This is a genomic window from Nonomuraea ferruginea, assembly GCF_039540635.1.
Lineage (GTDB): Bacteria > Actinomycetota > Actinomycetes > Streptosporangiales > Streptosporangiaceae > Nonomuraea > Nonomuraea ferruginea.
The window spans coordinates 1-18,258 of record NZ_BAABFD010000003.1 but is presented as its reverse complement, the minus strand read 5'-3'; the positions used below and the strand labels follow the sequence as shown (position 1 = coordinate 18,258).

Below are 18,258 nucleotides of genomic sequence, written 5' to 3'. Positions count from 1 at the left end.
TGACTCCTCAGGGTTTCTTCTAGGTGGGGGTTCCGGCCCGGGGAGGCCGGCTTTCCAGCGGGGTCGTACGGGCGAGGGCGACGGTTCCGGCGGCGGCCAGCGCCGCGGCCGCCACGGGCGCGAGGCCGGTGGGGAGCGGCTCGCCGAGCAGCAGCGCGCCGAACGCCACCGCGGTGAGCGGGTCGGCGATCTGCAGGGCGGCGAAGGAGACGCCGAAGTGGCCGACGGAGTAGGCGCGCTGCAGCATCACCAGGGCCAGCAGCGCCGGGACCGGCAGGGCCAGCAGGTAGGCCCAGTTCCAGCCGCCGTCCACCAGCACCCGCACGAGCGTGGCCGTGGCGCCGTACAGCACCCCGGACGCGGTGGCCAGCAGCGCGGCCCGCCACGCGGGGGCGGCCGCCCGCGCGCCCGCCCACAGCAGCACCGCCGCCGCGCCGGAGACGCCGAGCAGGGTGAACAGCTCCCGCGGCTCCAACCGCACCGGCACGTCCGACTCGGGCACCAGCAGGACGAGGCCGACCAGCCCCGCCGCGACCACGGCCGCCGCGCCCAGCTCGGACGTGGACGGCCTGCGGCCGTGCAGGGTCGCCGCGATCGGCAGCGCGAACAACAGGCTGGCCACCCCCATCGGCTGGACCACGGTGAGGGGGCCGAGGCCGAGCGCCACGATGTGCAGCCCGCCGCCGGCCAGGATGGCGGCCCCGCCCAGCAGCCAGCGTGGCCGCCGCAGCAGGGTCAGCATCCCGGGCTTGTCGGTGCCCACCGCCTCGAACTGCTGCAAAGCCGCTCCGAGTGCGAAGAACAGTGAGCCGATCAGGGCGATCACCGCGGCCGGCACCGTCATGCCCCACTCCTTTCAGCTGGATGGTCACCCGGCAGGGTCAAACCGACGTGTCCGAGGGAAGTCGCACGGGGGAAGCGTTGGTGGCGCGCCGCTTCCGCAGCCAGCGGACGGTCTCCACCACGGCCGTGACGGACACGGCGATGCCCAGCCCGAGCAGCAGCCCCTTGATCGGGTCGCGCTCGAACGCCATCCCGCCGAAGAACCCGATCAGCCCCGAGTACAGGCCCCACGAGGCCGCCGCGATCGCGTCGAAGATCGTGAACAGGCGAAGCGGATAGCGGACGGCGCCCATGGTGAGCGTGGTCGCGGTCCGCCCGCCGGGGATGTAACGGGCCACGACCAGCACCAGGCCGCCGCGCTCGGCGAGGGCGTCGCGCGCCCACACCATCGCCTTGCGCTTGCGCAGCCGTCCCCCGCCCTTGAGACCGAGCAGGTAGGAGATGTGGTCGCCGGCGAACGCGCCGAGCGCCGCCACCAGGATCACCAGCGCGAGGTTCGGCTCGCCCGTGGCCGCGAACACCCCGGCGGTGATCACGGAGGTCTCCGCGGGCACGATCGGGAAGAACCCGTCGAGCAGGGAGAGTGTGAACAGCGCGAGGTAGAGCCAGGGCGAGGACATCACCTGCTGGAGGAACTCCAGGACGGCGTGCGACATCAGCGTGAACTCCGATCGATTGGCGCGCACTCTCACCCTGGCGGCGAGAGGTGCCGGCGGACATCGGGGATCTCCCGGGGACGAACGCGGGCTCTTCCCCTACCGGGGTCAGGGCCCGTACGCTCCGAACCTAGGAATCCCGCAGGCCACCGCGCATCGGACGATCGGTACGCGGTACCCCCGACTTTCGTCAGGGGCGGCGCTACGACCTCCGGTTGACACCCTTCGATCAAAGCGGCCGGACGGACCCGGCACATCAGTGCGGGCATCCGAGTTGATGGTGGTGCTAGCCCCACCGCCTGCGGGGGAGCGCGAGCCACCCGACTTTCGTCAGGGGCCGGCGCAGACCTTCGGGGGGAGCGGGTCCCGCCTGGTCGCGGATACCGTCGTGGGCGTGAACGGACTACGCCGCGACGACCGTCGCCAGGTGCTCAGAGACGTGGTCCTGTGGGTGCTGCTGGCGATCGTGATCAGCGCCATGGGGCCCGATCCGCTGAGAGACCTCGGCGCGTTCTGCGCGATCACGGTGCCGCGCCTGGCTCTTGGAGCGCTCGCCGTGCTGGTCGGCAGGCCGTGGCCGCTGGCGGCGGTGGTGCTGCTGCTGCCGCTCGGGCCGTGGGACTTCGCCGACAGCCTGGCCACCTCCGACATCACCTGGCTCATCCCCGGCGCCATCCAGGTCAAGATCTTCCCGTTCGCGCCGGTCTCGCCGTTCTCCATCTGGTACGCCTACCTCGCCGGACGCCGCCTGCCCCGGGCCCTGCCGTGGTCCATCCGGATACCGGGCGCCGGGCTGGTCGCCGTCCTGATCACCGCGATCGGCGTCGTCCTCGTCGTCGCCGGGGGCGGCGCGGCCGGTCTGTGGATCACCATGGTCAGCGGCCTGATCGGCACCTACCTGGTCCCGTACCTCCTGGGCCTGCTCCGCAGGCGGCTCCTGCAGCAGCGGGACCAGGCGCGGCAGGCGGCCGAGGCGCAGGCACGGCTGCGCGAGCGGGCGCGCATCGCCCGCGACATGCACGACTCGCTCGGCCACGACCTGGCGCTCATCGCCGTCCGCGCCGCCGGCCTCGAACTGTCCCCCACCCTCGAACCCGCCCACGCCAGAGCGGCGAGCGAACTGCGCGCGGCGGCGGCGGACGCCACCGAGCGGCTCCGCCAGATCATCGGCGTCCTCCGCGAAGACACCGACGCCGCCCCCCTCGCCCCCACCACCGAAGAGGCGCGAGTCGCCATCACACCGCACCCCCCGGCACGCGAAACCGGCCCCGTCACTCCGTCCGTTCCGGCAGGTGAGGAGGATGTTGTCGCGGGGGCCGCTCGCGCGGGCGACGATGTCGCGTCGCCTCCTACGGCGGGCGATGACGCCGAGGTGCGGGAGGACGTGGTGGCGCTGGTGGAACGGGCCCGTGATTCCGGGATGGCGATCACGCTGCGGCTGGAGAGACCGATTCCCGGCCTGGCGCACCGGGTGGTGCAGGAAGGGCTGACGAACGTCGCCAAGCACGCGCCGGGCGCCGTGATCGAGGTCGCGGTCACCCCGCACCTGGTCGCCGTCCGCAACGGCCCGCCCGCCCACGCCCCCCAGGTCACCGCGACCGGCGGCTTCGGCCTGCCGGGGCTGAGGGAGCGGGTGCGCCTGGCGGGCGGCACCCTCCGGGCCGGCCCAGCGGACGGCGGCTACGAACTGGCCGCGGAACTGCCGTGAGTCCCCCGTACGGAAGCTCAGACGTACGGAGCTGCTCTCCCCCGTACGGGGGAGCGGGATCCCCTGCCCGCGTGAGGCCCGCGAGCGGCCGGAAGAGCAGCCTGGGAGGTATGAACGAGACACCGAGAGCCGGCGTGGGCCGGGTCACCGCGGCGATCGTGGCCATGGCCGCCATGCTTCCCTACCTCACGCTCAAGGTCCTCTGGCTGACGGGCAGCCCGGTCGGCGTCACCGACCCGGCGCTCATGGACGACTCGACGATGTACGGCATGAACGTGCTGACGTTCGGCATGGACGCCGTCGCGCTGGTCCTGGCGCTCGGGTTCACCATGCGGTGGGGGATGCGGCTGCCCGCCTGGCTGGTGCTGCTGCCGCTGTGGGTCGGCACCGGCCTGCTCGGCGTGATCGTGGTCACGACGCCGCTGGGGCTGCTGCTCGAAGGGGCGGCTCTGTTCGACGTCGGCGGCCCGATCGAGCCCTGGGTCTACGTCATGGTCTACGGCGGGTTCATCGGGCAGGGCGTCGGACTCATGGCCGCTTTCGTGCTCTACGCCCGGGACCGCTGGCCCGCCGTCTTCACCACCACCGCCGAGGCCCCGTACCAGTCGCTGACGAGACCGTTCCAGCGGGTGGTGGCGTGGGGCTCGCTGCTGGTGGCGGCCGTCATCGGGGGTGTCCGCTTCTCGTGGGCGTTCGGCGGCGACGCGGGGCTGCCGCCGGAGGCCGCCGCGGCGATGACCTCGGCCGGCGCGCTCCAGCAGGGGATCAAGGGTTTGCTGGCCGTGGCGGCGGGCGTGGCGCTGGTGGCCCTGGTCAGGGCGAACGCCCGCCGGCCGTTCTGGCAGCCGCTGGTCGTGGCCTGGCTGGGGTCCGGGTCGCTGTTCGGCTGGGGCCTCTACGCGATGATCATCACGGCCACGGCCGCGCCGCTCAGCGGCGGAGCCACCGGGCTGACCGACCTGCTGGAGCTGTTCGGCATGCTGACCGGGATGGCCATGGGGATGTGTGGAGCGTTCCTGCTGGCCGAACGGTCAGCCGTGCGCCACGTGCAGCCGGCGCAGCAGCCGCTTGAAGCCGAAGACGGAGACGGCGATCGCCAGCCCGCTTATCACGGCCACCGCTGACGTGCGCAGCACGATGTACCCGCTGAGCGAGCCCGAGAGCGACTCGTATATCGCCAGCGCGATGCTCAGGCCCGAGTTCATCAGCAGGACGAACGCCCACAGCAGCGTGATCCTGGCGAAGAACCTGCGGACCCGCTCGTGCTTGAGCACCGCGTTCGGCAGGTGGATGTAGTCGAGGGTGAGCTTCTCCACGAGCGGCCTGTTCAGCCGCACGGACGCGAGGAAGGCGATGCCGATGCAGATGGTGCCGAGCTCGGGCTGGATGAAGTACCACATCCACGTGCCGGTCCACAGCCCGATCACCGTGCGCAGCGTGATCGCCGCGGCGGCCAGATACATCGTGGCCGGCACCCGGATCCTCCTGATCAGCCGCCATGCCACGCCCACGTAGACCCACGAGCAGGTCAGGATGAGCGCCCACTGGAGGCCGAGCAGCATCATCGCGGCATAGAACACCACCAGGGGAGCGACCACAGCTTCCAGCAACTGCGGGGCGGCCTGACGGGCCAGGGCGGTCAGACGAGGCAGGGTGACGGGAGGGTGGTTCAACGCTTGCTCCGCAGATTGGGCCGACGGGCTGGGACTACCCCGGCTTCGGGCCGGCAGGCTTGCCGGACGGACCGCTCGATGTCACCCAGCGGCCACCCTGGCATACTCCGACCTTCGCATCCGGGGGTTGCCGGGCGCTTTCCGGTGGCTTACCGTACCCGACCCCCTAAGGGGCGACTGCCTCTTTTGACACGTTGAGAATGGCGGCCCGGCGGCGATCAGCTCAGCGACGAGGCCGCGAGCGACGCACCGAAAGCGACGAACACCGCACCGACACCCGAGGTCAGGCCCGCACTGAGCCGCCGCCGGGACCGGAACTGAGCGGCCAGGAAAGAGCCGCAGAAAATCAGCGCTGTGAGATAGAGCGCGCTGAACACCTGGATGATCGAGCCCAGGATGAGGAACGAGAGCGCGGGCGTGGCGTAACCCGGGTCGACGAACTGGACGAAGAACGACACGAAGAACAGGATCGCCTTGGGGTTGAGCAGGCTGATCGCCAGCGCCTTGCCGAACGGGCGCGGGGGACGCGACACCCGCTCAGGGCCGCTCGTCACGGCCGCGGCGACGTCCTTGTTGCGCCACGCGCGCCAGGCTCCCCGGATCATCTGGAGCCCCAACCAGGCCAGATAGACCGCGCCCGCGTACTTCACGATGGTGAACACCAACGGCGTGGAGCGCAGCAGCGAGGCGGCGCCCGCGGCGGACAGCAGCATCAGCACGGTGTCGCCGACGAACACCCCGCCCGCCGCCCGGTATCCCTGCCGCACGCCGTGCTGCGCGGCCTGGGCGAGCACGAACAGCGAATTCGGTCCCGGCAACAGAATGATCAGAAAAGCGCCGATGACATATGTCCAGATATCCGTGATGCCGAAGAACATCCCGCCTCGCTCCAGGCCTGACATGGGGGTGACAATGCAGATTACCCCTACCGGGGAGGCGTAGATTGGGCCTTCCCCCGCACAGGGCGCCTCTTCACTCTCAGTTCAGGCGCGCGTCAACACCCGAGCCCGCGCGCCCTAGGAGGACGAGGTGCACCGCCGTTTGGTCATCCTGCTCGCCGCCCTGTCCCTGGTCTGCCTGACCGGCGCGACCGGGGCGGGGGCATCCGCCGAGCCACCCCCCAACAAGCAGTACCGCGTCCAGGGCCCGTCGAACGCGCAGGAACGCAGCGCGGTCGCGGCCACCGGCGCGGCCATCGACGAGGTGACGAAGGAGTCGGTCCTCATCACCGCCACGGAAGCCGAGGTCACCGCCATCAGGAACCTCGGTTACCGGGTCGCGGAGGTCCCGCGCCCGAGATCCACGTCCGATGCCGCGGCCGCTGACTTCCCGCCATCGGACTCCGCCTACCACAACTACGCCGAGATGATCGCGTACATCGACGACCTGGTCGCCGACCATCCGGGCATCGCGAGCAAGTTCTCGTACGGGACCTCGTACGAAGGCAGGCAGCTCGTCGGCGTCAAGATCAGCGACAACGTCGCGACGGACGAGGCGGAGACGGAGGTGCTGTTCACCGCCCACCAGCACGCCCGCGAGCACCTCACCGTCGAGATGGCGCTCTACATCATGGACCTGCTCACCGACGGGTACGGCAGCGACTCCAGGGTCACCTCCCTGGTGAACTCCCGCGAGATCTGGATCATGCCGGACCTCAACCCGGACGGCGGCGAGTACGACATCGCCACGGGCAGCTACCGGTCCTGGCGCAAGAACAGGCAGCCGAACAGCGGCACCTCCGCCGTCGGCACCGACCTCAACCGCAACTGGGGCTACCAGTGGGGCTGCTGCGGCGGCTCCTCCGGCTCGCCTTCCAGCGACACCTACCGGGGCCCGTCGGCCGAGTCGGCGCCCGAGGTCCGCGCCGTCGCGAACTGGGTACGCGGCCGCGTCGTCGGCGGTGTGCAGCAGATCAAGGCGCACATCGACTGGCACACCTACAGCGAGCTGATCCTGTGGCCCTACGGCTACACCTTCAACGACACCGCGCCAGGTCTGACGCTGGACGACAGGAACGCGCACGCCACCCTCGGCCAGAGCATGGCCTCGACGAACAGCTACACCCCCGAGCAGGCCAGCGACCTCTACATCACCGACGGCACCATCAACGACTGGCTGTGGGGCGTCTACAAGATCTTCAGCTACACGTTCGAGATGTACCCGACCGGCTCCAGCCCCGGCTTCTACCCTCCCGACGAGCAGATCGTGCCGCAGACCACCCGCAACAAGGAGGCCACGCTGCGGTTCCTGGAGTACTCCGACTGCGTCTACCGGATCATCGGCAAGGAGTCCCAGTACTGCGGCACCGGCACCCCGCCGACGACCGTCTACTCGGACACCTTCGAGACCGCTACCGGCTGGACGGTCAACCCGAACGGCACCGACACGGCCACCCTCGGCCAGTGGGAGCGCGGTGACCCCGCCGACACCTCCTCCTCGGGCCCCAAGCAGCTCGGCACCACGGTCAGCGGCAGCAACGACCTGGTGACCGGCCGCCTGGCCGGCAGCTCGGCGGGCGCGTACGACATCGACGGCGGCGTCACCTCGATCCAGTCGCCGCCGATCACGCTGCCCGCCGGCGGGACCACCAGCCTGTCGCTGTCCTGGTACCTGGCGCACGGGTCGAACGCGACCAGCGCCGACTACTTCCGGGTCAGGGTCGTGGGCAACACCACGGCGACCGTCTTCCAGCAGGCGGGCGCCGCGTCCGACCGGGACGCCGCGTGGAGCGTGGCCACCGCGGACATCAGCTCGTTCGCCGGGCAGACGGTGCGCATCCTCATCGAGGCCGCCGACCTGTCCACCGCCTCGCTCGTCGAGGCGGCGGTCGACGACGTCCGGATCACGCGGCAGAACTGAACCGTCCGTGCCCCGCCACCTCGCGTGGCGGGGTATCGGAGGCGGTGACGCATTGGGTCTTGTAAGCCCGGGGTGTCAAGGCTACGATCACGTCAACTCTTAGGAAACTTTCCTAACAGATCGGACCTCTTGACGGCTCGCGTCTGCCTCCGCGGGCCGTGCCGTGCGGCTTGCGCTCTCACCCCCCGGCGCAAGCCGCGCGGTACGCCACCGACAAGGACGACAATGTGAAAGCACGCGTGATCCTGGTCGTGCTCGCGACCCTCGCACTCGGACTCACCGCATCCCCCGCCCAAGCCGCCTCGGCGACCGCCGCCTTCACCAAGATGTCCGACTGGGGCACCGGTTTCGAAGGCAAAATCACCGTCACCAACGGCACCTCCAGCCCGATGAACGGCTGGAACGTCCAGTTCGACCTCCCGTCAGGCTTCTCGATCGCGTCCGCCTGGGACGCCACGCAGTCCAGGAACGGGCAGCACTACACCTTCACCAACCCCTCCTGGGCGCCCGCCCTCGCCCCCGGCGCGAGCGCGAGCTTCGGCTTCACCGGCAGCCCCGGCAACTTCCCCGGCATCACCGGCTGCACGCTCAACGGCGCGCCCTGCGACGGCGGCACCGTCCCGGGCGTCCCCGGCAAACCCGGCGGTCTCACCGCGACAGGCGGCGTCGGCGCCATCACCCTGACCTGGACCCCAGCGAGCGGCGCCGTCGACGGCTACCGCGTCTACGAAGGCTCCGCTGTCAAGGCCGCTGTCAGCTCGGCCACCGCGACCATCACCGGCCTCGGCGCCTGCGAGACCCGCACCTACACCGTCCGGGCGCACAACGGCGCGGGCGAGTCGGCGCCCAGCGACCCCGCCACCGCCACCACCGCCGGCTGCGACCCCGGCGAGCCGGGGGAGGGGCTGCCCAAGCACTTCCTCACCGGCTACTGGCACAACTTCGTCAACCCCGCCACCGAACTGCGCCTGTCGGCCGTGCCCGACGAGTACGACCTGATCGCCATCGCGTTCGGCGAGGCCACCGCCACCCCCGGCGAGGTCGTCTTCGGCGTCGACCCGGGCCTGGCGAGCGCGCTCGGCGGCTACACCGACGCCCAGTTCAGGGCCGACGTCCGTACGCTCAAGCAGCGCGGCAAGAAGGTCATCCTCTCCGTCGGCGGCGAGGCCGGGCGGGTGCAGGTCGCCAGTGCCGCCGCCGCGACCAGGTTCGCCGACTCCGTGTACGGGATCATGACGTCGTACGGGTTCGACGGCGTGGACATCGACCTGGAGAACGGGCTCAACGCCACCTACATGGCCCAGGCGCTCCGGGCACTGCACGCCAAGGCCGGCTCCGGCCTGATCATCACGATGGCGCCGCAGACCATCGACATGCAGTCGACCGGGATGGAGTACTTCAAGCTCGCCCTGTCGATCAAGGACATCCTCACGGTCGTCCACATGCAGTACTACAACTCGGGCTCCATGCTCGGCTGCGACCAGGCGTGGGCGTACTCCCAGGGCTCGGTCGACTTCCTGACCGCGCTCGCCTGCATCCAGCTGGAGAACGGGCTGCGCCCCGACCAGGTGGCGCTGGGCCTGCCCGCCGGGCCGGGCGCCGCGGGCGGCGGCGTGGTCGCGCCCGCCGTCGTCAACCAGGCGCTCGACTGCCTGGCCACCCGCACCCGCTGCGGATCGTTCGTACCCCCGCGCGCCTACCCCGGGATCAGGGGCGCGATGACCTGGTCCATCAACTGGGACGCCACCCACAACTGGAACTTCTCGAAGACCGTCAAGCCGCACCTCCGAGGAATGTCATGAAATTTCGACGTATGTTCCTTGCGTTACTCGCCTCCCTCGCCATGACCCTCTCCGGCCTCGCCACCGTCGCCGCCCCCGCCGCGTACGGCGCGACGGCCGCCGCCTACGCGGCCTGGACGGCCTGGACCCCCTACACCGCCGGCACCCGCGTCACCCACAACGGCGTCGACTACGAGTGCCTCCAGAGCCACACCTCCCAGCCGGGCTGGGAGCCCAACGTCGTGCCCGCCCTGTGGAAGCAGGTCGGCGGCGGCAGCGGCGGGGACACCCAGGCGCCGTCCGTGCCGGGCAACCTGCGCTCGACCGGCGTCACCTCCAGCAGCGTCTCGCTCGCCTGGAACGCCGCCACCGACAACGTCGGCGTCACCGGCTACGACGTCTACCGGGGCGGCAGCCTGGTGACGACCGTCGGCGGCACCTCGTACACCGACACCGGCCGCGCGGCGAACACCGGCTACACCTACACCGTCAGGGCCCGCGACGCCGCCGGCAACCAGTCCGGCCACAGCAACTCCGTCACCGCACGCACCTCCACCGGCGGCGACGACCCCGGCCCGAACCCGAGCCGGATGCCCGGCGCCCCCTACCTCTGGATGGGCTGGGGCAACCCGCCCAACCCGGGCGCCGTCATGGACGCGACCGGCGTCAAGTCGTTCACCATGGCGTTCATCCTGTCCAGCGGCGGCTGCAACCCGGCATGGGACGGCCAGCGCCCCCTCACCGGCGGCGCCGACCAGCAGGCGATCAACACGATCAAGTCCAAGGGCGGCAGCGTCCAGATCTCCTTCGGCGGCTGGCAGGGCAACAAGCTCGGCCCGAACTGCGCCACCCCGCAGGCCTTCGCCGGCGCCGTGCAGCAGGTCATCAACGCGGTCGGCCCGGCCGTGGTCGACTTCGACATCGAGAACTACGACGAGTTCGAGAACTACACCGTGCAGGACCGCATCCTGAACGGCCTCAAGATCGTCAAGCAGAACAACCCGAACGTCAAGGTCGTCGTCACCTTCGGCACCAGCAGAACCGGCCCGAACGCGCACGGCGTCCGCCTGATCAACCAGGCCAGAGCGCTGAACGTGCCGATCGACAACTTCACGATCATGCCGTTCGACTTCGGCAGCTCCAACATCTACCAGGACACCGTCAACGCCTCGGAGGGCCTGAAGAACGCGCTCAAGAACGCCTACGGCTACACCGACGCGCAGGCATACGCCCGCATGGGCATCTCCGGCATGAACGGCCTGTCCGACCAGCAGGAGCTGACCACCCCGCAGACGTGGACGCAGATCCGCGACTGGGCCAGGTCCAAGGGCCTGAACCGGCTCGCGTACTGGGGCGTCAACCGTGACCGCCCCTGCCCCGGCGGCGGCGTCGTCTCCAACTGCAGCGGCATCTCCCAGGCCGAGTGGGAGTTCACCCGCATCACGGCGGGCTTCTGACAAGACCCGAGCCCGGGGCGGCGCCCCCGCCCCGGCTCACGGCAACCGCACGAGCTGGGTGGGCTTGAGCGGCACCCCCACCCCCGGCGGACGGTAGACCGGCAGCGCCTCCCCGTACTCGTACATCCAGGCGTGGTCCACCACCGTCCGCATCCCGGGCTCACCCGGCTCCGGCTCCTCCCGGGCCGGCTCCACCTGCCCGTCCGACAGCTTCGCCACCATGTCGGCGACCAGTCTGGAGTCCGGAGTGGCCAGATCGCACCGTTCGTCCGGCCCGATCAGCAGGTCCACCTGCGGCGGCAGCGGGTAGATCCACCGCGGCAGCGCCAGCACCCGCGGCGGCGGCGCCATCGGCAGCCCGCCGCGCACCGCGTCCAGCAGCACCGTCCGCGACGTCCGCCGGTCGAACATCCCGTCGGCCAGCGCCCAGCTCAACGCCCCCAGGTCCGCCCGGTCCTCGCCGCACGCGTGCAGCACCAGGTACGGCACGAGCGGCACGCCCGCCCCGCCCGACGCCTGCGCCCACCCCCGGCGGCAGCCGGTGAGCACGAGCAGCGCCAGCATCGCCCGGTAGGCGGTGTCGGCGTGCGGCGTGTCGAGCCAGCCGGGCACCACGATGCACCGCCCGCCCGTCTTCTCGGCCGTGACGCCCAGCTCCCTGGCCAGCTTCAGCGCCCGCGAGGCCGCCACCCCGGTGTGCGCCTCCTGCCAGCCGGGCGTGTACGGGGAGGTCTTGTCGTCGTAGCCGTCCGGCCAGCTCCCCGGCAGACCCGGCCGGGCCAGCCCGTACACCGCCAGCAGCAGGTCGAACACGGTCGTCACCAGGCCCTCGCCGTCGCGCACCGCCGGCACCCCGCGGCGCAGCACGCCCGGCCCCACGTCGAAGCGCGGCAGCAGCACCTCCGTCGCCGCCGCCCCGTCGCCCCCGTACAGGCTGAGCCGCCCGGCGTCGCGGCCGAGCAGCCCGCCGGGCACCAGCCCGTCCTCCAGCTCGCGCAGCCGCACCAGGGCCGGCAGGTCGGTGCGCGCCATCGCGTGCGCGGCGAACGCCGGCCGGTCCAGGAAGAACTCCTTGAGCAGCACGTGCCCGACCGCCATGGCCAGCGCCCCGTCTGTGCCCGGCCGCACCACGAGCGTCTCGTCCGACAGCCGCGTCGGGTGCGGGCCGATGGCCACCACCTTCTGCCCCTTGTACCGACCGGCGATCACCCACGGTGATCCGGGCGCGCGCACGTTCCTGTTGTTCTCCCCCCAGAGCAGTACGTACGCGGCATTCGCCCAGTCCTCCGCCCGCGGCCCTTCGAAACGCGGGCCGAGCAGCTGCTCGGGCGCGCTCGACTGCTCGGTGAGCACCGCGCCGCCCATCCCGCGTACGAGCCCGGCCAGCGGCGAGGTCGCCAGCGCCGCCACCTGGTCGGCGCCGTGCTCGGACGCGGTGTGCACGATGGCCGCCGCGGCCAGCTCGGCGGCCGTCGCGTCGTCCAGGGGGACCCGGCGGCCACCCCGCGCCTGCCGGTAAACCTCAGAGTTCGCTGTGAGTTTCGCCCAGGCGGCGACCGGGTCATGCAGCCCTTCGCGCACCTCGAAATAGAGCCTGACCAGTGTCTGGTTGACTTCGGATCCCCCCATGCGAAAAGTTCAGCACAGACGGTCATGTTCTGACGCGTTACGACCCCGCATGTCGGAGATCCGGAAACAAAGCCGTGTGGCAGCGCGGAGGGGCGTAGGGCAGTCTAGGTCCCGCCATGGAAACTGCACTCCCTATCGCGATCATCCTCGTCACCGGCCTCGCGCTCGCCCTCGTCGCCCAGTGGCGCGACTGGCGACCGCCGCTCTGGGCCGCCTTGGCCGTCGGTGTGGTGGTCCGCGTCGTGCTGATGTTCTTCGCGGCGGGCGACGCCCACCAGCCGGTCGACTTCGTCAACAGCTTCAAACCGGCGGGCGAGGCCGTGCTCAACGGCCAGGACCCGGTCCTGGCCAGCAAGGGCGGCTGGCACTTCCTGCCGACGATCCCGTACGTGTACGGCATCCTGCTGTGGCTCGGCATCCCGTGGGAGTGGTCCGGCCGGATCGTCACCGTGGTGGCCGACATCGTGCTCATCCCGCTGGTGGCCAAGCTCGCCGGTGGGCCGAAGGCCTCGCTGCGCGCCTTCCAGTACGCGCTCAACCCGCTCGCGCTGATGGTCGCCTGCCTCCATGGCCAGGTCGAGCCGGTGGCGCTGGTGTTCGGGGTGGCCGCGTTCGTGGTCGCCCGCGGCCCCGGCGCCCCCACCCCCCGGATGGACGTCATCGCCGTGACCAGGCGGGCGCTGGCCGACCACGGCTGGTCCGGTCTCCCCGGATGGGCGCTGCGCACGCTCGGGCAGGCGCTGAGGCCGGGCCCCGGCGACCGGGCGGGCCTCAAACGGGGCGCCTACGCCGGTCTGCTCATGGGCCTGGCGCTGTGCGCCAAGAGCTGGCCGATCTGGCTGGTCCCCGGCATGGTGCTGTTGCTGCCGCAGCTCCGGTCCCGGATCGTGGCGCTGTTCTGCACGGGCGCGGTGCCGCTCTTCTTCCTGGTGACGCTGCCCGTCTTCGCCGGCACCTCGATCAGCCAGATCCCCCAGGTCATCGACACCATCCGGGCCATCCGCCCGATCGTCGGCGAGTGGGGCTGGACCCCCCACTTCACCGGCGGCGACTGGGCGCTGCGCGCGGACCTGGCGACCTTCGGCACCTACCTGATCTACGCGTGCGTCGTGGCCGCGATCATCATCTGGTGGCGGGCCGACCCGATCGACATGACGCTGGCCATCCTGCTGATCTTCATGGTGGTCACGCCCAGGCTGGGCGCGCAGTACCTGCTCTGGTTCATGCCGTTCCTGGTCGCCCGGCCCACCCGGTTCGCCTGGCCGGCGATCATCGGGGTGTCGCTCTGGGCGGGCTACGGCTACCTCTACATGACCCAGTACGAGGACACCGCCTGGTGGCTCCTGCACCAGGACTGGTCGCGGGCGTCGATCGTGCTGCTGCCGGTCCTGCTGGCCGCGATGCCGTGGGGCCGGCGCAACCCGCCCGAGCACGAGACGGCCGGGCCCGCCGCTCCGACGGGCCCGGCACGCCTCACCTCACAGGTCTAGCCGGTCGTACACCGTGAGCCACTGGTCCGGGTGCACGTGGCCGACGACGGCGTCGCGGGCCACCCCGGCGGCGGCGAGGGCGGCGTCCACCCCGTCGTAGCGGGTCCTGAGCGAGGCGCGCAGCGAACCGCCCACCCCGCTGAACCCCAGCTCCACCAGCCGCTGCCAGTCCCGCCCCGAGCCGACCAGCGGCGCCGGCCTGCGCTCGATCCGCAGGATCGCCGAGTCGACCGACGGGATCGGCCGGAAGCTCTCCCGGCCGATCCGGTCGCCCATCCGCCAGGAGAACCACGGCCACGACTCCACCGTGACCAGGCTCCACCGGCCGTAGCCGCCCGCCCGCTTGCGGGCGTACTCCAGCTGGGTGACCATCGTCGCCGAGGTCAGCGACCGGGCCCGCAGGCACCAGCCGACGATCCGCGACGTGGCCGAGTACGGGATGTTGCCCACCACCGCGAACGGCTCGCCCGGCGGGCGGGCCGCGGTGAAGTCGCCGCGCACCACCTCGACGCGCGGATCGTCGCGGGTGCGCGACCTGAGCCGGCCCGCCAGCCGCGGGTCGATCTCGTAGGCGACCACCCGCGCCCCCGCCGCGGCCAGCGCCAGGGTCAGCGCGCCTTCGCCCGCCCCCGGCTCCAGCACCAGGCCCTCGGGAGCGGCGGCCTTGACCACCAGCTCCAGGGCATGCCTGTCGGCCAGGAAGTTCTGGGAGAGCACGCGTCTCGCCCTGTCCCTGGGCGTGCGGCCGCCCGAGCTCCTGGCCTTCTTCTGCGTGTGTGAATGATTTCCGTGCGCGTAATCCTGCGCCACAGCTGCCCTTCCGGGTCCTCGAGTCGATGAATGGCTCGAAGGGCCCCGGGCGCGCCGCGGAACGCGCTCGACCGGTCGCGTCCGCTAGCGGGCCAGAGGCCGGCTGCGGCGAATGCGAACCGCGTAGAAGCAACCTGCGTAAAAGCAACACATGCGGCCGACCGTACGCAGGAGCGCTCACCGACGGCAACCGAATAAGCCCGCGCGCCGCGTCCGATTCGTACAAGCGTCAGGCGGAACGGGGCGACTAGCGTGAACCGCATGGACGTTCTCCACCGTGCACACGGCTACCTGCTGACCCATGCCAGGCTCCTGGACCGGCTCCGCTTCGAGGCCCTGTTCGCGGGCGGCCCAAGGGATCGCGTCCTCGACACCCTGCGCTGCTACCAGAACCCCGACGGCGGCTTCGGCCACGCGCTCGAACCCGACCTGCGCGGCGCCGCCAGCCAGCCGGAGCCGGTCGAGATCGCGTTCTGGATCCTCGACGAGCTCGACGCCTTCGCCGACCCGATGGTCCGCTCCGCCTGCGACTACCTGGTGTCCGTCACCACCCCCGACGGCGGCGTGCCCTTCTGCCTCCCGACCGTCCGCGAGGCGCCGCGCGCGCCCTGGTGGGAGACCCCGGACGACCCGCCCGGCAACCTCATCCCCACCGCCTCGATCGCCGGCCTCCTGCACAAGCACGGCATCGACCACCCGTGGCGCGGACCGGCCACCGACTTCTGCTGGAGGAGCATCTCCGCCGTCGACAAGACCACCCCGTACGAGGCCCGCGCCATCGTCACCTTCCTCGACCTGGTGGACGACGAGGAGCGGGCACGGTCGGAGTTCCAGCGGCTCAAGGACGCCATCCTGGCCACGGTCACCTTCGACCCCGAAGCTTCCGGCGACGCCCACTTCCCCCTGGACTTCGCCCCCGGCCCTCTGCGGTTCCCCCTGTTCACGGAGGACGTGCTGGCCCGCCACCTGGACGCCCTGCTGGCGGCCCAGTCGGAGGAAGGCGGCTGGAACGGTAACTGGCCCATGTGGACCCCCGTGGTGGAGCACGAGTGGGGCGGCTACCTCACCATGGGACGCCTCAGGACTCTCCAGGCCTACGGCCGCCTCCCCACGTAGGGACAACCCCGCCCACGCGGGAATGTCGGTGAGCGGGCGTAGCGTGGAGGCATGTACGCCGAGTGGCCGCCGGAGCCCGCGCTCGCCGGGCGGGTCGTCTGCCTGTGGCGGCAGGTGAGCGAGGACGACCGCACCCAGCTCGTCGTGCCCGACGCCTGCGTCGACCTCATCTGGGGCCCTTCCGGCCCGTTCGTGGCAGGCCCCGACACGGGCCCCGTGCCCACGTCGATGCGTGTGGGCGACATCTTCACCGGCATCCGCTTCAAGCCCGGCGCGACGGGAGAGGTGTTCGGCGTCCCGCTGTCCGAGCTGCGCGACCAGCGCGTGCCGCTCGACGCGCTCGGCGCCCTCCCGCCCCTGGACGACGCCCCCGACCCCATGCCCGTCCTGCGCGCCGCGATCGCCGACCGCCTGCGCCGCACCCCGCCCCCCGACCCGGCCGCCCCCGCCGCCGCGGCCGCCCTCCGCCGGGGCGGCAGCGTCCGCGAGGTCGCGTGGGAGCTGGGGCTGAGTGAGCGCCAGCTCCACCGCAGAAGCGTCGCCAGCTTCGGGTACGCGCCCAAGACCCTGCAGCGCATCGTCCGCTTCCAGCACGCCCTGCGTCTGGCCAGGTCCGGTGTCCCACTCGCCGAGGTGGCCGCGGTCGCCGGCTACGCCGACCAGGCCCACCTGTCCCGCGACGTCAGGCGCCTGAGCGGCGTGACTTTGAGCCGGTTGGCCGCGTGACCGCCGGCGGCCTGTTGGAGATGAGCGCCCCCGCCCACGCCGCGGCCGGATCGCTGTCGATGAGCAGCGCCTTGGCCAGCAGGCTCAGCGGGATGGCGAGGATCGCGCCCAGCGGCCCGAGCACGAACGCCCAGATGATGAGCGAGAGAAACGTCATCGTCGTCGACAGCCCCACCGCGTCGCCGAGAAACTTCGGCAGGAGGAGCGACTGCGTCACCACGTTGAAGACCACGTACGCCGCGACGACCAGCAACATCTCACGCACCCCGGCGTCGAGCAGGGCCAGCGTGGCTGGCGGGACCAGCGCGATGACGAAACCGATGTTGGGGATGTAGTTCGCGATCAGCGCGAGCACCCCCCACAGGAGCGGCAGCGGCACCCCGATGAGATAGAGCGCGATCACGTCCAGGATGGCGTTGATCAGCCCGAACACGGTCGAGACGATCAGGTAGCGCCTGGTCTTGCGGGCGAACCGGCCGAGCGCCTCCACCAGCGCGACCTTCCTGCCCTCCCCGGAGTCGAGCACCCTGGCCGTGATGGGCGCGTCCAGGCACATCGCCAGCATCAGGACGACGATGAGGAACAGGGCGGAGAAGACGCCGATCACCCCGCCGAGGAGACTCTGCGCGATGCCGATCACCCGCGCCGGGTCGAAGCTGTCGATCGCCCGGTCGAGCTGCTCGCCGCTGATGCCCCTGGCGATGGCGAAGGCCCGAGCGTCGGTGAGGAGCTCCTCGAACCGCCTGGTGTACGCGGGCGCCAGCTCGCCGAGCTGCACCGCAGCCATCGTCAGCACCCCGGCCATGCCCAGCAGGACGAGCAGCATGATCAGGAACGGCACCGCGACCTGCAGCCACACGGACGCGCCGCGCCGGGCCAGCCACGAGCGCACCGGCGCCACGGCGATCACCAGCACCAGCGCCAGCACGAGCGGCCCGACGACGGACGACACCTCCCGCAGGCCGAACAGCACGATCAGCGCCCCGGCGATCCCCACCAGGATGATGAGCGCCCTCGGCGCGGACTGCTGGTTCACGCACGGTACGTACCCGTGTCGTCACGGTGACACCGAGGTGAACGCCGATTTGACGCCCAGGGGAGGCGTCCATACAGTTCTCCGTGTTCTGAACGGGCGAACCGGTCTCGTGCCGGCTCCCCGCCTCTGCTCTCCATCCTTTGATCAAGTGTCCGGTTGGACAAGGGTCGAAGTTCGGAGTAAGGTAGAGGGGTTGCCTCGGAGACGGGGCGGTTGCTGATTTCTGCAGCTCGATGGGGTTCGCGTCAATTTGACACGAACTTGGGGGGCTGCGAAGATTGGTAACACAAAGACGAAATGAACGCCTCTTCGGCGGGGGCCGCTGGTCGGGTCTTGCCGGGGTGTACGCGTCCGTTTCTTGAGAACTCAACAGTGTGTTAAAAGCCAGTGCATGATGCACAACCCCGTCATGTTTTTCTGTGACGGATTCCTTTTTGGTTGGGATTCAAATTCATTTTATGGAGAGTTTGATCC

At 71.0% G+C, this 18,258-nt stretch carries 15 protein-coding genes; 8 read left to right on the top strand and 7 right to left on the bottom strand.

The features are described from left to right. Window positions 1-19: 19 nt before the first annotated feature. Both ABD999_RS06710 and ABD999_RS06705 read right to left on the bottom strand, forming a co-directional pair. Window positions 20-844, bottom strand: coding sequence for a DMT family transporter (locus ABD999_RS06710; RefSeq protein WP_187281338.1), 825 nt, complete (start codon window positions 842-844; stop codon window positions 20-22). 37 nt (window positions 845-881) lie between these two features. After that, window positions 882-1,529 carry a DedA family protein gene (locus ABD999_RS06705; protein WP_261808784.1) on the bottom strand — a complete coding sequence of 216 codons (648 nt, stop codon included), beginning with the start codon at window positions 1,527-1,529 and terminating at the stop codon, window positions 882-884. A 364-nt stretch (window positions 1,530-1,893) separates the two neighbouring features. Here ABD999_RS06705 and ABD999_RS06700 point away from each other — a divergent pair, with 364 nt between their 5' ends. Both ABD999_RS06700 and ABD999_RS06695 read left to right on the top strand, forming a co-directional pair. Then, window positions 1,894-3,207: a sensor histidine kinase gene (locus tag ABD999_RS06700; protein ID WP_271279386.1), complete on the top strand. Its 1,314-nt coding sequence runs from the start codon at window positions 1,894-1,896 to the stop codon at window positions 3,205-3,207. A 110-nt stretch (window positions 3,208-3,317) separates the two neighbouring features. Further along, the gene (locus tag ABD999_RS06695; RefSeq protein ID WP_271279385.1) at window positions 3,318-4,331 is read left to right on the top strand and encodes a hypothetical protein; all 1,014 of its coding nucleotides are present in this window, start codon (window positions 3,318-3,320) and stop codon (window positions 4,329-4,331) included. On the opposite strand, the gene ABD999_RS06690 is transcribed toward ABD999_RS06695, so the two are convergent. After that, the gene (locus ABD999_RS06690) at window positions 4,239-4,880 is read right to left on the bottom strand and encodes a VC0807 family protein (protein WP_271279384.1); all 642 of its coding nucleotides are present in this window, start codon (window positions 4,878-4,880) and stop codon (window positions 4,239-4,241) included. The genes ABD999_RS06695 and ABD999_RS06690 overlap by 93 nt on opposite strands. Window positions 4,881-5,098: 218 nt before the next feature. Continuing rightward, window positions 5,099-5,758 carry a leucine efflux protein LeuE gene (leuE, locus tag ABD999_RS06685; protein WP_271279383.1) on the bottom strand — a complete coding sequence of 220 codons (660 nt, stop codon included), beginning with the start codon at window positions 5,756-5,758 and terminating at the stop codon, window positions 5,099-5,101. A gap of 151 nt (window positions 5,759-5,909) precedes the next feature. Here leuE and ABD999_RS06680 point away from each other — a divergent pair, with 151 nt between their 5' ends. The 3 genes from ABD999_RS06680 (at window position 5,910) to ABD999_RS06670 (ending at window position 10,977) form a co-directional block, all read left to right on the top strand. Next, entirely contained in the window at window positions 5,910-7,739 is a 1,830-nt protein-coding gene (locus ABD999_RS06680; RefSeq protein WP_271279382.1) for a M14 family metallopeptidase, read from the top strand. A 227-nt stretch (window positions 7,740-7,966) separates the two neighbouring features. Beyond that, entirely contained in the window at window positions 7,967-9,541 is a 1,575-nt protein-coding gene (locus ABD999_RS06675) for a chitinase (protein ID WP_271279381.1), read from the top strand. An 11-nt stretch (window positions 9,542-9,552) separates the two neighbouring features. Then, window positions 9,553-10,977 carry a carbohydrate-binding protein gene (locus ABD999_RS06670; protein WP_271279380.1) on the top strand — a complete coding sequence of 475 codons (1,425 nt, stop codon included), beginning with the start codon at window positions 9,553-9,555 and terminating at the stop codon, window positions 10,975-10,977. Between the two features lie 36 nt (window positions 10,978-11,013). Here ABD999_RS06670 and ABD999_RS06665 read toward each other — a convergent pair whose 3' ends face one another. Next, complete coding sequence (locus tag ABD999_RS06665) at window positions 11,014-12,606, bottom strand: molybdopterin-dependent oxidoreductase (protein ID WP_271279379.1); 1,593 nt, start codon at window positions 12,604-12,606, stop codon at window positions 11,014-11,016. A gap of 116 nt (window positions 12,607-12,722) precedes the next feature. Here ABD999_RS06665 and ABD999_RS06660 point away from each other — a divergent pair, with 116 nt between their 5' ends. Beyond that, window positions 12,723-14,096 (top strand): hypothetical protein, encoded by a 1,374-nt coding sequence (locus tag ABD999_RS06660; RefSeq protein ID WP_345482627.1) that lies wholly within the window; start codon window positions 12,723-12,725, stop codon window positions 14,094-14,096. Here the strand turns inward: ABD999_RS06660 and erm are convergent. Beyond that, on the bottom strand, window positions 14,085-14,906 hold the full coding sequence (erm, locus tag ABD999_RS06655) for an ErmE/ErmH/ErmO/ErmR family 23S rRNA (adenine(2058)-N(6))-methyltransferase (protein ID WP_148033723.1): 822 nt from the start codon (window positions 14,904-14,906) through the stop codon (window positions 14,085-14,087). The two genes, ABD999_RS06660 and erm, sit on opposite strands and share 12 nt — an antisense overlap. A gap of 261 nt (window positions 14,907-15,167) precedes the next feature. Between erm and ABD999_RS06650 the strand changes: the two genes are divergently transcribed. Both ABD999_RS06650 and ABD999_RS06645 read left to right on the top strand, forming a co-directional pair. Next, a complete protein-coding gene (locus ABD999_RS06650) occupies window positions 15,168-16,022 on the top strand; it encodes a hypothetical protein (RefSeq protein ID WP_345482626.1) in 855 nt (284 codons plus the stop codon). 51 nt (window positions 16,023-16,073) lie between these two features. Further along, the gene (locus ABD999_RS06645; protein WP_345482625.1) at window positions 16,074-16,748 is read left to right on the top strand and encodes a helix-turn-helix domain-containing protein; all 675 of its coding nucleotides are present in this window, start codon (window positions 16,074-16,076) and stop codon (window positions 16,746-16,748) included. Here ABD999_RS06645 and ABD999_RS06640 read toward each other — a convergent pair. Continuing rightward, entirely contained in the window at window positions 16,705-17,784 is a 1,080-nt protein-coding gene (locus ABD999_RS06640) for an AI-2E family transporter (protein WP_261808782.1), read from the bottom strand. The genes ABD999_RS06645 and ABD999_RS06640 overlap by 44 nt on opposite strands. Window positions 17,785-18,258: the final 474 nt, after the last annotated feature.

Excerpts from the sequence above, each read along its gene's own strand:
- ABD999_RS06710 (WP_187281338.1), bottom strand. The coding sequence starts at position 844 with ATGACGGTGCCGGCCGCGGTGATCGCCCTGATCGGCTCACTGTTCTTC.
- ABD999_RS06695 (WP_271279385.1), top strand. The coding sequence starts at position 3,318 with ATGAACGAGACACCGAGAGCCGGCGTGGGCCGGGTCACCGCGGCGATC.
- leuE (WP_271279383.1), bottom strand. The coding sequence starts at position 5,758 with ATGTTCTTCGGCATCACGGATATCTGGACATATGTCATCGGCGCTTTT.
- ABD999_RS06670 (WP_271279380.1), top strand. The coding sequence starts at position 9,553 with ATGTTCCTTGCGTTACTCGCCTCCCTCGCCATGACCCTCTCCGGCCTC.
- ABD999_RS06665 (WP_271279379.1), bottom strand. The coding sequence starts at position 12,606 with ATGGGGGGATCCGAAGTCAACCAGACACTGGTCAGGCTCTATTTCGAG.
- ABD999_RS06660 (WP_345482627.1), top strand. The coding sequence starts at position 12,723 with ATGGAAACTGCACTCCCTATCGCGATCATCCTCGTCACCGGCCTCGCG.
- ABD999_RS06650 (WP_345482626.1), top strand. The coding sequence starts at position 15,168 with ATGGACGTTCTCCACCGTGCACACGGCTACCTGCTGACCCATGCCAGG.
- ABD999_RS06645 (WP_345482625.1), top strand. The coding sequence starts at position 16,074 with ATGTACGCCGAGTGGCCGCCGGAGCCCGCGCTCGCCGGGCGGGTCGTC.